13 protein-coding genes are annotated in these 15,688 nt (G+C 42.9%); 2 read left to right on the top strand and 11 right to left on the bottom strand.

Translation table 11 applies throughout. The features are described 5' to 3' along the window. Positions 1-2 precede the first annotated feature (2 nt). From ACNORC_RS00210 to surE, 5 genes are read right to left on the bottom strand one after another with little or no spacing between them, the layout of a single operon-like run. The gene (locus ACNORC_RS00210; RefSeq protein WP_418333560.1) at positions 3-2,018 is read right to left on the bottom strand and encodes a ComEC/Rec2 family competence protein; all 2,016 of its coding nucleotides are present in this window, start codon (positions 2,016-2,018) and stop codon (positions 3-5) included. Positions 2,019-2,045: 27 nt separating this feature from the next. Next, a complete protein-coding gene (locus ACNORC_RS00205; protein ID WP_418333559.1) occupies positions 2,046-2,624 on the bottom strand; it encodes a C40 family peptidase in 579 nt (192 codons plus the stop codon). Next, positions 2,596-3,720, bottom strand: a complete 1,125-nt coding sequence (lpxB, locus tag ACNORC_RS00200) for a lipid-A-disaccharide synthase (RefSeq protein WP_418333558.1) — start codon at positions 3,718-3,720, stop codon at positions 2,596-2,598. The genes ACNORC_RS00205 and lpxB overlap by 29 nt, the downstream gene beginning before the upstream one ends. A gap of 2 nt (positions 3,721-3,722) precedes the next feature. Beyond that, complete coding sequence (locus ACNORC_RS00195) at positions 3,723-4,010, bottom strand: hypothetical protein (protein ID WP_418333557.1); 288 nt, start codon at positions 4,008-4,010, stop codon at positions 3,723-3,725. Further along, positions 4,003-4,785 (bottom strand): 5'/3'-nucleotidase SurE, encoded by a 783-nt coding sequence (gene surE, locus ACNORC_RS00190; protein WP_418333556.1) that lies wholly within the window; start codon positions 4,783-4,785, stop codon positions 4,003-4,005. The genes ACNORC_RS00195 and surE overlap by 8 nt, the downstream gene beginning before the upstream one ends. Positions 4,786-4,933: 148 nt before the next feature. Here surE and ACNORC_RS00185 point away from each other — a divergent pair, with 148 nt between their 5' ends. Then, positions 4,934-7,066, top strand: coding sequence for a carboxy terminal-processing peptidase (locus ACNORC_RS00185; protein WP_418333555.1), 2,133 nt, complete (start codon positions 4,934-4,936; stop codon positions 7,064-7,066). 130 nt (positions 7,067-7,196) lie between these two features. Here ACNORC_RS00185 and rodA read toward each other — a convergent pair whose 3' ends face one another. Genes rodA through purH form a run of 6 tightly spaced genes read right to left on the bottom strand, consistent with a single transcriptional unit; the run spans position 7,197 to position 14,249 of the window. After that, entirely contained in the window at positions 7,197-8,447 is a 1,251-nt protein-coding gene (rodA, locus tag ACNORC_RS00180; protein WP_418333554.1) for a rod shape-determining protein RodA, read from the bottom strand. Between the two features lie 2 nt (positions 8,448-8,449). Then, positions 8,450-10,318, bottom strand: a complete 1,869-nt coding sequence (gene mrdA, locus ACNORC_RS00175; protein ID WP_418333553.1) for a penicillin-binding protein 2 — start codon at positions 10,316-10,318, stop codon at positions 8,450-8,452. Beyond that, entirely contained in the window at positions 10,315-10,821 is a 507-nt protein-coding gene (locus ACNORC_RS00170; RefSeq protein ID WP_418333552.1) for a rod shape-determining protein MreD, read from the bottom strand. The genes mrdA and ACNORC_RS00170 overlap by 4 nt, the downstream gene beginning before the upstream one ends. Then, positions 10,814-11,641 carry a rod shape-determining protein MreC gene (gene mreC / locus ACNORC_RS00165; RefSeq protein WP_418333551.1) on the bottom strand — a complete coding sequence of 276 codons (828 nt, stop codon included), beginning with the start codon at positions 11,639-11,641 and terminating at the stop codon, positions 10,814-10,816. The genes ACNORC_RS00170 and mreC overlap by 8 nt, the downstream gene beginning before the upstream one ends. 10 nt (positions 11,642-11,651) lie before the next feature. After that, positions 11,652-12,680 (bottom strand): rod shape-determining protein, encoded by a 1,029-nt coding sequence (locus tag ACNORC_RS00160; RefSeq protein WP_097055686.1) that lies wholly within the window; start codon positions 12,678-12,680, stop codon positions 11,652-11,654. A gap of 42 nt (positions 12,681-12,722) precedes the next feature. Then, positions 12,723-14,249, bottom strand: coding sequence for a bifunctional phosphoribosylaminoimidazolecarboxamide formyltransferase/IMP cyclohydrolase (gene purH, locus ACNORC_RS00155; protein ID WP_418333550.1), 1,527 nt, complete (start codon positions 14,247-14,249; stop codon positions 12,723-12,725). A gap of 147 nt (positions 14,250-14,396) precedes the next feature. On the opposite strand from purH, the gene ACNORC_RS00150 reads away from it, so the two are divergent. Next, entirely contained in the window at positions 14,397-15,650 is a 1,254-nt protein-coding gene (locus ACNORC_RS00150; RefSeq protein WP_418333549.1) for an ABC transporter permease, read from the top strand. The last annotated feature ends 38 nt before the right edge of the window (positions 15,651-15,688 follow it).

Below are 15,688 nucleotides of genomic sequence, written 5' to 3'. Positions count from 1 at the left end.
ATCTATTCTATCCTAAAAGCCCCTTTTTCACCGGTGTAGTAAAAGGGGATTCCGTATTTCCTGCAGGTGGCTTCCCATCTTTTTACCGAATTCCAATAGTTGCTCCCGTCGGCGAGTATTAATTCAGGAGTATAGAACTGCAATGTCCTTTCCAGGTTGATCTTTGGGTTTTTTGAAAGTAGTAAAAGATCGACTCCTGAAGGGATGGCCGGTTGCACAGCAGCAGAATCCAGTACCAGCAGTAGTTTTCCTTTGTGGCTATATACATTCCGAAAGGGATTGGCACTAAGACTGTCAAGATCTTCCCCAATTCTGAAATTTGTGATCATTGCGGCCGTTGATGATTCCTCCTGACTAAAGAGGTCAAGTTTTTGCCCTTTTTGAATCCCTATTATAGTATTGTTTGATTTATGAAATAAGATCAAGGCTTCAGAAGTTCTTGAGCTGCTGTAGAGGTAAAAAGATTGTAGTACGATTATTCCGAAGAGAAAAGTCCGTAGATTTTTATAGTTAAAGCTATACAACAGCACAATTCCCAGGATGATAAGAATGTAAAACCCAAAAAGTTCCCACCTGTTAAAGGCGATCTCTGAAACTATAAAGAAATCCTGCTGCGCGATCCACTGCACTAGATCTGTCATTTGTTTTATTAGCCAGCTGTAAGCTTCCATAAAATATGGAGGTAACAGGTCCAGTAAGGACAGGATCACCAGCAGGATTCCCCCGGAGAGCAAGATTCCCATAAAAGGAAGAATGAGCAGGTTCGAAAGAAAGAACAGGCCCGGGAACTGGTGAAAATAATACAGGCTTAGAGGCAGCACCCCAATCTGAGCAGCAAGGGTGGTGGTCAACAAACTCCAGAAATAGGATAAAAAGACATTTGTTGGCTGCCACAATCGGGCGAGCCGCGGTTGAATCAGCACAATTGAAAGTACGGCCATATAACTGAGCTGAAAACCGGGTTCAAAGATGAACTGAGGTCTTATCATCAGCAAAACAAGTAGAGACAGGAAAACCGAGTTAACCGTGCTTGTGCGGCGATTGATCTGCATGCCCAGGCCTATAAAGCTGAACATGGTCACTGCCCTGACTACCGAAGGTGAAAAACCCGCTAAGAGTGCAAAACCCCAAAGAAATATGATGATAAATACAGCCGAAAGGATTTTACCTTTTTTGCTGCGCTTCAAAGGCCCGAAGAGCCAATTGAGAATGAGAAGAATGATTCCCACATGCAAACCCGAAACTGCCAAAATATGAACGGTTCCTGCAGCCGCAAAATTTCTGTAGACTTCGGGGGAAAGGTCCTGTTTTTGTCCCAATAGTAGCGCCTGAACGATTGCGAGTTCATCCTTTTGGAGTCCGTTTTGGGACAGTTTTTCTGTAATAGTTGCTCTCCATTGCGCGGCAAGGCTGCTGATATTTTCCTCTTTTTCAATGGTGATAACTTTATTAGGGTCCGGTTTGATCTGCTTCAAAACTTCTTTGTTTGCCATGTATTGCCGGTAGTCGAACTGGTGCGGATTAAGAGGAGCGGGTATTTCTTCTAAGCTGCCAAAAGTGTAGAAAATGTTCCCGGTTTGCAGCGAATCCTGTGGAATCAGCTTTCTGTACACAAGGATTTTGCCTTCGGAAGGTTTGGAATCTATTGAAAGAACTTCGGCTATATACTTTCTGTTATAAGCATCCGGTTTTAGTACCTCGGAAACTTTTAGCTTTAAAAGGTGTTGTGGTTTTTCAGCTGAAATCTGGTGAATATAATGAGTGTTCTGGTTTTCCGGAAGATGGAGATTGGTGCAGAAAATTCCGAGGAAGAAAAATAGCAACAGGCTGAACATTCCGAAGGAATGATCCTGAAAAAGCATTTTTTTGGCCCTCAGAAAAGTAACCAGTAAGAGAAGTAGGAATAAAGAGAGAGATGAAAACAGGTAAAATAAAGGAATGGCCAGAAAAAAGCCGGTGATGATACCTCCCAGGAACATCAGGGTTAATTTGATCAATGTTGTGTTGAGAGGTTTCATTATCAAGGTCTTAACCAAGATAATGAATTATTCTATGCGGCGTGCCATGATAAAATGTTCCTTCCAGTAAGCCTCATCAAGACTGGAAATGATCACTCCGCGAGAGGTGGTGGAGTGAATAAAATAGATCCTGTTGTCAGCCAATTCAGTGACCAGGCCCACGTGGTTCACTACTTTTCTTTTTTTGCCGGTGTCAAAGAAAACCAGGTCTCCCGGCACCAGTTCTTCAATATTCAGCCTGGTTCCTACCAAAGACATTTCCCTGGAAGATCTCGGGAGCACGATATTTTCCTTCAGAAAAGCGGTGTTAACAAGACCCGAACAGTCCATTCCTTCGGCAGAAGCGCCGCCATACCGGTAACGGGTTCCCAAAAATCCGAGGGCATGCTCTAGGACGAGGGGAACTCGATCTTCGTCGTAGTTCTCAACCTCAGTATTATAAGTTTCTTCCTGTATGAATTCAGGTTCTTCTGTAACAACTTCCTTCTGAATTTCCGGTTCATTGGGGACCGAAGAGATCGCCTGCCGGTGACTACCACAGGACGCAAGAAATAGAGGGAACAAAATAAAGAATAACCTAACCCTCATTAGAACTGATCTTCTCATAAATAAGCCTCGCGGTTTTTTCACTGGCACCCATACCGCCTAATTTTTGTTCCAGTTCGTAATAATCAGAAAATATCTTTTTTCGATGGTCCTCCTCAAGGATCTTGTGGAGTTCCTTTTTTAGATTCTCTTTGTTGAAATCGTTTTGTATCAATTCCTTCACCACTTCCCGGTCCATAATGAGATTTACCAGGGAAATAAAATCAAGATCAATGATCCTTTTTGCGATCTGGTAAGAGATGAAATTACCTTTGTAGCACACAACTTCAGGAACTTTGAACAAAGCTGTTTCCAATGTGGCTGTTCCCGAGGTTACCAGGGCCGCCTTTGAAATTCCTAACAGGTCATAGGTGCGGTTCATCACCAGGTGAACATTCTTCTTTTTGATGAAGGAGTTGTAGAAATCCTCTTCCTGACTCGGTGCACCGGCGATAACGAATTGATAATCTTTAAAATCTTCGGTGATACTCAGCATGATCTCTAACATCTTTGAGATCTCCTGTTTTCTACTCCCGGGCAAAAGTGCGATCACGGGTCTATCATCCAGACCATATTCCTGCCTGAATTTTTGGACATCTACCGGCGGAAGGTCAGAAATGGCATCGATCAACGGATGACCAACAAAGTTCACCGGATAATTGTGTTTTGCCTCGTAAAATTCTTTTTCAAACGGAAGAATGACATAAAGCTCATCCACATCCCGGCGGATGTCTTTTATGCGGTTTTCCTTCCAGGCCCAAATTTGCGGAGAGATGTAGAAATGTGTTTTGTATCCCTTTTTTCGCGCCCATTTGGCAATTCGAAGATTGAAACCGGGATAATCCACAAAAATGATCACATCAGGCTCAAATTCTTCTATATCCTTTTTGCAAAAGGAGAGATTTCCAAGAATGGTGGGGAGGTTCATAATGACCTCGGCAAAACCCATAAATGCCAGGTCACGGTAATGTTTAACCGGTTTACCGCCCTCCTGTTGCATTAGATCGCCGCCCCAAAATCTGAAGGAATAATCTGGATCCACTTTTTTAAGCGCCTTCATTAAGTTTGAGGCGTGCAGATCACCAGATGCTTCTCCTGCTATTATATAGTACTTCATGCCTAAATGACTACGAATTTTAGAATTCCTATAATAAGTGCGGCTAAAATAGAAGCCATTAAAACACCGCGGGCTCGATAGATCTGCTGCTTTTTGAGGAAAACAAAAAAGGGTAAAAAGTTCAGGATCGCGCCTGCTGTGATTAGGGTGCCTAAAAAGCCATTTATGAGTGATTCTTCCAGGGTGTCATAAAGCGAAATATCAGAAAAGATCCATATATACACAATGATCCCGATAATATTGGAAATGATCCCGGTGAGGAAGCCGATAAATATCTCTTTTTTAATCATTCAGATCCCAGGTATTTAAGTCTCTCAGAAATTTGTGGGCGGTAAGGTCAAATTGAATGGGAACTACAGAAACATACCCCTGGGAAAGGGCAAATTCGTCACTGTCTTCTCCCTCATCCTCATTGACAAATTTTCCTGACAACCAGTAGTAATCCCGGCCCTGCGGATTCGTGCGCTTGTCGAATTCCTCTTCCCAGCGTGCGTTGGCCTGTCTACAAACTTTGATTCCTTTTATTTTAGATTCCGGAAGTTTAGGAAGGTTTACATTGAGCACCACTCCTTTTGGAAGTCCGTGTTTTAGTACCTGTCGGGTGATTCTCTTCACATACTTCTTCGCTGGTTCAAAGTCGGCAGTCAGTGAGTAATCCAGCAGGGAAAAACCAATGGCGGGAATACCTTCAATTCCGGCTTCAACTGCGGCACTCATGGTACCCGAATAAATTACATTGATGGAAGAATTCGAGCCGTGATTGATACCACTCACACAAAGATCCGGTTTTCTATGCAGGATCTCCTGGGTGGCGATCTTTACACAATCTGCCGGAGTACCCGAGCAACTATATTCTTTATGCTTAAAACTTTCTTTAACAGTTACCGGATCGCAAAAAAGAGTATCACTAATGGTGATCGCATGCCCCATTCCGCTCTGCGGACTATCGGGAGCCACTACGATTACCTCTCCTATCTGCTTCATTACCTCGATCAATGCCCTGATCCCGGGGGCCGTTATTCCGTCGTCATTTGTTACTAAAATAAGGGGCTTTTCCTGCGACATTTGTGAAAATTTTATGGATGCTAAATTAAACCAATTTCCTGAGGAAAGCATTATATTCGTATTTTAACAAATATGATGCGGCTGTGCATAGGTTGGCATAGTTTTTAATGTAATTACGTGAATAATAATGATGAAAATACGTAGCATAATGAGAAGGAATTATAAATTACTGGTACTGGTGTTGCTCTTTGCCGCAGCTTCTTGCAGTTTCACGACGAAGACATTCAATGACCCCAATAAAGACAAAACCCTGATCGAATTGATCTCGTATGTTCTTAAGAATGGTCATTACGATGCAAAAGACCTTAATGACTCTTTTTCAAGAGAAGTATATAAGGATTACCTCGAGGCGCTTGACCCGCTAAAAAGGTATTTCTATGCCAGTGATATTAAAGAATTCCAGAAATATCAAGATCAGATCGATGATCAAATCAAGAACAAGGAGATCAGCTTTTTTGATCTGACTCATGAAAGACTGGTAAAAAGGATGGCGGAAACGAAAGATATGTACCAGGAGATCCTGGCACAGCCATTTGACTTTAACCAAAAGGAGGTTCTGGATACCGATTATGATAACCAGAATTATGCTGCCAGTAAAGAAGAAATGAAAGAGCGATGGAGAAAGCAACTGAAGTTTACGACCATTGCCAATTTCTACGACAAGAAACAGGAACAGAAAATGGAGCTGGAGAACGATCCGGACTACGAAGCCAAATCTGATAAAGAACTGGAAGCCGAAGCACGGGAACTTACCCTTTCTTCCATGGAAGAATACTTCGACTTTAGTGATGATCTTGAACGTAAAGACTGGTTCTCGATCTATGTTAATGCTATTGTAGAAGAATTTGATCCGCACACCTATTATTTTGCCCCTCAGGATAAAGATCGTTTTGATATGGCCATGAGCGGTAAGCTTGAAGGTATTGGTGCCCGTCTTCAAAAGAAGAATGATAATGTGAAGATAGTGGAGATCATTTCCGGCGGACCTGCCTGGAGAGGCGAAGAGGTAGAAGTGGGAGATGAGATCATTCGCGTGAAACAAGAAGATGAGAAAGAAGCCGTGAGCGTGGTAGGCATGCGCCTGGACGATGCGGTGAACCTTATAAAAGGCCCAAAAGGAACTAAAGTTACCCTTACCCTTAGAAAGGTTGATGGGACTATAGAGGACGTGGTGATCACCCGTGATGTGGTTGAGATCGAAGAGACCTACGCTAAAGCTGCAATGGTAGAAAAGAATGACAGGCTTTACGGAGTGATCAACCTTCCGAAGTTCTATTTTGATATGGAAGATTATTCCGAAAGAAATGCAGCTTCTGACGTGAAAAAAGAGATAATCCGTCTTAAAAAAGAAGGTATGGATGGTTTAGTGATCGACTTGCGTAATAACGGAGGTGGATCTCTTAAAACAGTAGTTGATATTGCCGGTCTATTCATTAAAGAAGGACCAATTGTACAGGTTAAATCCAAACTGGAAGGGCAGGAAGTTCTAAAAGATACAGATCCTTCAATCTTGTGGGATGGCCCACTTGTGATCCTTGTGAACGAATTGTCAGCTTCGGCTTCAGAGATTCTGGCCGCCGCGATGCAGGATTATAAAAGAGCGGTTATCATTGGTAGTAAGCAGACCTACGGAAAAGGAACCGTGCAAAACGTGCTGGACCTTAACCGTTGGGTGCGTAACAATGACCTTGGAGATCTTGGTGCTTTAAAGCTTACGACACAAAAATTCTACAGGGTGAACGGAGGTTCTACCCAGTTGGAAGGAGTTAAGAGTGATGTGGTAGTTCCGGACAGATACAGCTTTATAGACATAGGTGAGAAAGATCAGAAGAACCCATTACCATGGGATCAAATCGAAGCAGCGAATTATCAGGTTTGGGACGGGTACATTGATTTCGAAGATGCACTGGCCAACAGCCAGGCGAGAATGGCAAACAATGAATATATCAATCTTATTCGCGAGAATGCTGAATGGATAAGAGACCAACGTAATAATCATACTTTCCCACTAAGTTTTGAAGACTATCGTGCAGAAATGGAGTCTAATGAAAAACAGGCGGAGAAATTCAATAAACTGTCTGAATACAAGTCGAACCTAACCTTTGAATCCCTGCCTTATGAAAAGGAACTTTTCACAGTAGATACTATATTGGCTGAAAAGAGGGAGAGATGGCATGAAAGCCTTAGCAGTGACCTTTATATGGAAGAGGCTGTGAATGTGCTGGAGGATATGAAGATGAGTAATATCAAAAAGTCTGAGATCGCACAGATCAAGAACTAGGTTTAAATACAGATAAAAAGAAAAAACCTTTCGCGAAGCGGAAGGTTTTTTTATTCCCTTTTTTGAAACCCTTCAGAAAGCTGAAAGATAACTCTCTGATAATTGTTTATTGATAATTGAACCCTGATTCTTACCAGAACGACATACGTTCCGCATCCAGTTTGATGAAGATAAATAGGAGAATGGTGAAGCCCCAAAGTCCGGAGCCTCCATAGCTGAAGAATGGTAACGGGATACCAACAGTTGGTAGAACACCAATTACCATCCCGATATTGACAAAGAAATGGACGAATAGAATTCCTGCCACACTATAACCGTAGACACGATTAAACTGCGATTTCTGGCGCTCGGCGAGGTAAAGAATGCGCAACATCAAAAAGACGAAAAGCAAGATCACTACGGCGCTGCCCACGAATCCCCACTCTTCACCCACGGTGCTAAAAATATAATCTGTATGCTGTTCCGGCACGAAATTTCCTTTGGTCTGGGTGCCTTCGGTCCAACCTTTTCCAAACCAGCTTCCGCTGCCAATAGCGATCTCACTTTGGTTGGTGTTGTATCCAATTCCGCGGTTGTCCACTTCTTTTCCAAGAACAATATTAAAACGGTCCCTGTGCCTTTGTTCGAAGACATTTTGGAAAATGTAATCTACCGAGAAGGAAAGCGATACCACCATTATTAAAATACTGAGGTAGGCTATAGCTCCGGGACGTTTCTTCTTTCTGAAAAAATAGAGGAGAAGGATAGCGATGAGTGCGCCACTGGAAACCCACCAGGGACTGAATACCAGGGTGAGCACAAAGACCAGTACCCCCGTGGCCCCGGCGATCAAATACACCCCTGAAAGCCCTTCCCGGTATAGTGGGAAAAAGAAAGCGGCATATACCATGGCACTTCCCGCATCTGGTTGCGGAAGTATAATAAGGGCAGGCAGAGCAATAATGATAAATGCTTTGAACTGGTCTCCCAGGTTCCTGATATTTGTTTGTATATCCCCAATAAACTTGGCTAATGCCAATCCTGTTGCAACTTTAGCGAATTCGGCGGGCTGAAGGGTAAAGCTTCCTATAGCATACCAGGAAGTGGCTCCATTGATGGTCTTTCCGAAGAAAAAGAGACCGAGAATGGAAATCAGGGAAAAGATATAGATAACACTTGCGAAGCGTTCATAGAATTTTGCTTCGAGAGATAGCAGTATGACTATAAGAAACACACTAAGCAGGATAAACATCATCTGCTTGCCATAGATCTGGTCAAGGTCTAAAAAAGAGGTGGAGGCGTCATCTAATGAAGCAGAATAGATATTTACCCACCCGATTGCAACCAGTAAAAAATAGATCAAAATGGTCAGCCAGTCGAACTGCGAAATGGTTTTGGACATTCTTACTGATTGATTTTAAAAGGTTGCCCACTGTAGGGTTTGGCATATTCGTCTTCCAAACTGTGTGTCATGATCCAGTCTTCCATATCCTTACGGGTGATCTCTCCTTTCAGGTATTTTTCTATTAACAGTCCGGCGATCCTACCGGCGTAGCGACCTCCCCAATATCCATTCTCAACAAACACAGCCAAAGCGATTTTTGGATCATCAACAGGGGCGAAGGCAATAAAGATAGAATGGTCAGTAAGCTGTACCCGTTTTCCGTCGATCTTGGTAAAGTTTTCGGCTGTTCCCGTTTTACCGGCTATTTCAATTCCCGGCACTCCGAGTGCTGAAGCTGTACCGCTTTTGTACACTTGGTGCATCCCTTCAATAACGGGTTCAAAATGACGGGCTTCAATGGTGGTATATTTTTTCTCAGTGAACTCCGGCTTTTTAATAGGATTGCCATCAACTTCTTTTAAAATATGCGGCGTATAGTACCATCCCTTATTTGCAATGGCCGCGGTCATATTGGCCAACTGAATTGGGGTCATTAAAACTTCTCCCTGCCCAATAGCATTCGAAATAGTTGCAGTTGAAAACCACTTGTAAGTTGGGTAGTTGTAAATATTATCATAGTACTCCGAGGTAGGGATCTTACCCGGTCTTCCTGTTGAAAGATCAGATCCTAAATAACCTCCCAAACCAAAGCTTTTCAAATGATTCGCCCAGGTGTCGACTCCTTCTTGAGGGGTAGGATACTTTTCGACGATACGGCGGTACACATTTGCGAAATAAGCATTGCAAGAATGTGCTATTCCCGGAATCATGCTCAAAGGTCCGGGGTGGGCATGGCATCCCAGTTTTCTACCTCTTCCGTAGTAATATCCCTGCTGGCAGGAGAACCGGTCCTGAGTAGTGACCACTCCTTCCTGTAATGCTATAAGAGCATTGATAGTTTTAAACGGAGATCCGGGAGGATATTCTGCCAATAGCGCGCGGTCATATAAGGGTCTGCTTATGGAATCAAGCCAAAGTTTAGTGAAGTTTTCAGATCTTTTTCTTCCCACCAATTGTGCAGGATCGTAATTTGGAGCAGTTACCATTGCGAGGATCTCACCCGAAGCAGGCTCAATGGCAATGATACCACCACGCTTGTTCTTCATTAGCATCTCTCCATACTTTTGAAGCTCAGCGTCTATTGTGATAGTAAGATCTTTTCCCTTTTTTGGAAGGGTATCGTAAATTCCATCCTTATAGGGGCCAATATCCCTGTTAAAACGGTCTTTTTGGATGTACTTTACACCTTTCACTCCGCGGAGCAGTTCCTCATAATAACCTTCTACTCCCTGTCGGCCAATAAGGTCTCCGGATATATAATAAGGATTCTCATTTACTATACGCTGGTTCACTTCTGTGATGTATCCAAGTATATTGGCTCCATGTTCAGTATAATAATCCCTTAGTGATCGCTTCTGGATGTAGAAGCCTTCGTATTTCCGCATTTTTTCCTGCAGATAGGCATATTCACTTTTTGTAAGCTGGGGAACCACTACTGAAGGTAGTCGGGGAGAATATATTTTAGCTTTATCAAGCCTGGTCACCAACTGTTCCGGAGTAAGATTCAGGATCTTGCAGAACTCAGTAGTGTCAAAAGGCTTCAGGTTTCGGGGGATCACCATCACGTCATAAGAAGGCTGGTTACTCACGAGCAATTTTCCGTTCCTGTCGAAAATAAAGCCCCGCTGCGGATAATCATATACTACTTTAATGGCGTTGTTTTCCGAAAGGCCAACGAAGGAATCGTCCAGGATCTGCAGATAAAACAGCCGGGCTACAAATATGAGTCCTGAGGTAATAATTATTATGTAGAGTAAAATCCTTCTCATCTTTTCTTTCCGTTAAATAGTGCTAGCGTTAGAAACACAAGGATTATTGTAAATAATCCTGAAAAAAGTGTTTTCTTAAGTAGTAGCAAGAAATGTGCAAAATTGAAGAACTCCAGCAAAAACAGAACAAAATGGTGCACAAAGACCATGATCGCGATATAACTTATTCGCGAACCCGGTTGGGTGCTTGAGAATTTTATGGTTTGATAATCGTAACTCACCCCAAATGAAAACCGAAGGAGTACAGGCCGTATGTATGCCACTACCAGGCATGCGGCAGCATTGATGCCTCCACTGTCCTCAAAAACATCTACACCCAATCCCAGCAGGAAACTGAGCAAAAGAAAAAGAGTCTGATTTCCGTTAAATGGATAGAGGATCAAAAAAAGCACGTACAGGTACGGATTTATGTACCCCATGAAATTGATGTTATTGAGCAACAACACCTGTAGAAGGAGGAGTAGGATAAACCTGAGCGTATTTGATATGATCACACTATTCATCCTTGTTTAGATCTTGAAGTTCCTCAACATTTTCTTTTTCTGTATTGTCGATGATATACACATATCCAATATTGGTCATATCATTGAACAGGCTGATGTTGATAGTGTAGTAGCTTTCACTCTGATCAGTGTTATAATCCTTTATCGTTCCAATAGGAAGACCTTTAGGGAAGATAAGTGATCGTCCTCCGGTTATAATGGTATCGCCTTCTGATACAGGGGCAATTGCAGGTACATCTATAAGCTGAACCACATTAGGGTCATCGCCGTTCCAAACAAGCGTTCCAAAATGGTTTGATTTTTTGAGCTGCGCATTGATCCGGGAATTTGAATTCAGAATAGAGATTACGGTTGAATAACGTGGAGACACATTTTCTACTATTCCCACAATTCCCTTACTGGTAACCACTCCCATGTCTCTTTCTACACCAGAAGTTGCTCCTTTTTTTAAGGTGAGGTAATTATTTCTGTTGGCGTAGTTGTTATTGATCACTTCGGCTGCCTTGAAGGTGTAATGCCCTTCATAAGAAGTGGTGTCTTTAAAATCTTTGATCAGTAAGGTGTCCTCGTAGGTAGCCAGGCGGGTACGCAGACGTTGGTTTTCTTCCAGCAAACGATTGTTGTATTCCTCCAGGTTGAAATAAGCGTTGATATTGCTGGTCCAGCTGTAGATCCCTCCACTCAGAAAATTTGCGGAGCTGATGAATTTACTTTTTTGATAGGAATGAGCCTGGATAGTTAAAAACAGGGAAAAGCCGAGCAGCAACAAGAATAAGATATTGTTCTTATTGCGAATAAGAAAATTTATTATTTGCTGCATAAGCTAACTCCTACTTTATCAAGATCCCCTTATAACGGTGAAGGGTTTTTAGGCAAATACCGGTTCCGCGCACAACTGCCCGTAGTGGATCTTCAGCGATGTACACCGGAAGATCGGTCTTTTGGGAAAGTCGTTTGTCAAGTCCGCGTAGCATAGATCCACCACCGGCAAGATAGATTCCGGTGTTGTAAATGTCAGCTGCCAGTTCAGGAGGGGTTTGAGAAAGGGTTTCCATCACGGCATCCTCAATACGCAATATTGATTTATCCAAAGCTTTGGCGATCTCCCGGTAGGAGATATTCACCTGTTTTGGCTTTCCGGTCAACAAGTCACGTCCCTGAACGTTCATTTCGTCTGGTGGGACTTCCAGGTCTTCGGTTGCAGCCCCAATCTGGATCTTTATTTTTTCCGCAGTACGCTCACCTACATAAAGGTTGTGTTGCGTACGCATGTAGTATACAATGTCATTGGTGAAAACGTCTCCTGCGATCTTAACAGATTTGTCGCAAACAATTCCTCCCAAAGCGATCACGGCGATCTCGGTTGTTCCACCCCCTATATCCACGATCATGTTTCCTTTTGGCTGCATAATGTCAACGCCAATACCAATGGCAGCAGCCATAGGTTCGTGAATAAGGTAAACCTCTTTACCATTTACCCTTTCGGCACTTTCTTTAACCGCACGCATTTCCACTTCTGTAATTCCCGAAGGGATACAGATCACCATTCGCAGGGCAGGAGTGAACATCTTCTTTTTCAACGCCGGAATTTCCTTAATGAACATGGTCAGCATCTTTTCACTTGCGTCAAAATCTGCAATTACTCCATCTTTTAAGGGCCGTATCGTTTTAATATTTTCGTGGGTTTTTCCCTGCATCATCGCAGCTTCCTTTCCCACTGCAATGATCTTACCAGTAGTTCTATGGCGGGCTACAATAGATGGACTGTCAACCACAACCTTGTCGTTGTGAATGATTAAAGTGTTTGCAGTCCCTAAATCTATAGCTATTTCTTCAGTGAGAAAGTCGAAAAATCCCATGCGTATTGTCGATTATATTGAGGTTTGGTAAATGTACTAAAATTAATGTTTAAAATGTCTTGTACCGGTCATCGCCATAGCGATATTATTTTCATTGCAATAATCGATACTCAGCTGATCTTTAATGGACCCGCCGGGTTGAATTACCGTAGTGATACCCGCTTTACCGGCAATTTCCACACAGTCTGGAAAAGGAAAGAAAGCATCGCTGGCCATTGCAGCTCCCGAAAGGTCGAAATCAAAGGACCTTGCCTTGTCAATACTCTGTCTCAGGGCATCCACTCTTGAAGTCTGCCCTGTCCCGCTCGCCAGTAATTGATGGTTTTTTACCAGAACTATGGTGTTTGATTTAGTGTGTTTACAAATTTTGGATGCAAACAACAGGTCAGATAACTCTTCTTTAGATGGTTTATTGTTAGTTGCAAACGTTAAATCTGCTTCAGAATCTGTTTTAAGATCCTTATCCTGCACCAGAACTCCATTCAGGCAGGTTCGCACCTGTTTTTGAGGAAGTTCGGTTTGTTTTTGTTCCAAAAGAACCCTGTTCTTTTTCCCTTTCAGGATCTCCAAAGCTTCTTCGGAATAAGAAGGTGCGATCACAACTTCGCAGAACAACTCGTGGATCTCTTCGGCGGTAGCTTTGTCGATCTCAGTGTTGCTGATCAGAATTCCGCCAAAGGCTGAAACCGGATCTCCGGCAAGAGCATCTTTGTAGGCTTCTAAAATAGTATTTCGTTGCGCCAGTCCGCAGGCATTATTGTGCTTTAAAATGGCAAAAGTTGGTGCTTCTCCCTGGAACTCGCCCATGAGGTTCACCGCCGCATCTACGTCCAGCAGGTTGTTATACGACAATTCCTTGCCGTGGAGTTTATTGAACATGGCATCAAGGTCACCGTAAAAATGCCCTTTTTGATGCGGATTCTCTCCGTATCTCAATTCCTGTCCGGTTGAAAAACTTTGTTTGAAAGCCAGTTCGTCTTCATTAAAAAAGTTGAAAATGGCCGTATCATAGTTTGAAGAAACATTGAAAGCTTTTGCAGCAAAACGCTTACGGTCTTGCAGGCTAGTAGCTCCGTTACCTTCGGTGATCAGATCGAGGAATTCAGCATATTCATTTACCGAAGCTACACAGATCACATCCTTAAAATTCTTTGCTGCAGCCCTGATCAGAGAAATTCCGCCAATATCAATCTTTTCGATAATATCTTCTTCAGAAGCTCCCGAAGCAACTGTTTTTTCGAAAGGATACAGGTCTACGATCACAATATCGATCTGTGGGATCTGGTATTTCTCAAGTTCAGCCTGATCTCCTTCATGGTCACCCCTGTTCAGGATACCTCCAAAGACTTTGGGATGCAAGGTCTTCACCCTGCCTCCAAGAATAGAAGGATAGGAAGTGACATTCTCAACAGGCACTACCTCAATTCCCAGATCGTTGATGAATTTTTCAGTTCCTCCTGTAGAATAGATCGTGATTCCCAGCTCATTCAGCTTCTTTACAATAGGTTCCAAACCGTCTTTATCAAAGACTGAAATTAAGGCTGATTTTGCCGATTTTAAGTTGCTCATTGTGTTGGTTTTGTTGAGGTTGCAAAAGTAACTATTTCAGCATAAAATTTAAATCCTCACTGCTTTATTTGTAATTTTATTTTGTAACGAATTTTGGAAGTTGGCGTCTTATCCTGTAAGGGTTGAAAAATCTGACCTTAGAAGTTTATGCTAATATATTTAAGGGTACTTAAAGAGAGCCTTTATTTCGCTATCAATGCTCTCAAAAACAATAAATTGCGCACCATGTTGTCTCTTTTAGGGGTGACTATTGGTATATTTTCCATTATTGCTGTTCTGGCGGCTGTAGATTCTCTGGAAAAGGAGATCAAAGGCAGCCTGAGTTCTTTGGACCAGAGCACCATGATCGTTGCCCGATATTCCTTTGGACCTACTGAAATTCCGCAGTGGAAAAGAGAGCAGTTTCCCGATGTTTCTTATGAGGAATACGAGTTCTTGAGCCGCAGCCTTCCCGAAGCGGAAGCGGTGTCTTATGTGCTCAACGTGCCTTCAGAATCCATAAAATACAATGATAACACCGCCACGAATGTGGGAATAGGTGCAGTGTCTGCTGAATATTACGACATTGAAGCCTTGCAGATCGCAAAGGGCAGGTTCTATACAGAGGCAGAGGATGTACGTGCAGCGCCTGTTATTGTTCTTGGCCATGATGTGGCAACAACCCTTTTTGAAGGGGGCGAAGCGCTTGGCAAGGAAGTTCGACTTTATGGCCGCAAGTTAACGGTGATAGGGGTGCTGGAAAAAATGGGCTCGAATGTCTTCGGAAACAGTCATGATACGAATGCATTTTTATCGGTAAATCTGGTTCGCCGGGTCTACGGAAGTAATAACCGCGGTACATTTCCGCAGATTGTGATCAAACCCGAAAGTGGTGTTGACAGCGATGAATTTGTGGCAATGCTTACGCAAAAGCTGCGAACACTTAGAGGGCTTAGAACTGAAGATGTGAATACCTTCTTCGTGAACCAGCTGAAAGGTTTTACCCAATTTATTGATAACATCACCGGACAGATGAATTTCCTCGGACTTATCATTAGCGGATTTTCCCTGCTTGTTGGTGGCTTCGGAATTGCTAATATCATGTTTGTAAGTGTGAAGGAACGCACCAACCTGATCGGGATCCAGAAATCTTTGGGAGCAAAAAACCGCTTTATCCTGTTTCAATTCCTTTTTGAAGCAGTCATTCTGGCTGTGATCGGTGGATTGATTGGTTTGTTCCTTGTCTGGCTGGCTTCAGTCATAATTTCACAATTTACCGGTGATTTCCAGTTCATACTTTCTCCCTGGAACATGTTCATTGGCACGGCAGTTTCGGCAGTGATCGGCTTGATATCTGGTATTATTCCGGCTATTTCAGCCTCCCGACTTGATCCCGTAGAAGCTATTCGAACCGGAATGTAATCCAATTTGTTACGCTGATTTTAAATATAAATAACCTG

Source organism: Salinimicrobium soli (assembly GCF_048323655.1).
GTDB classification, from domain to species: Bacteria; Bacteroidota; Bacteroidia; order Flavobacteriales; family Flavobacteriaceae; genus Salinimicrobium; species Salinimicrobium soli.
The sequence above is the reverse complement of the archived record's forward strand: the minus strand, read 5'-3'. Positions and strand labels throughout refer to the sequence as shown.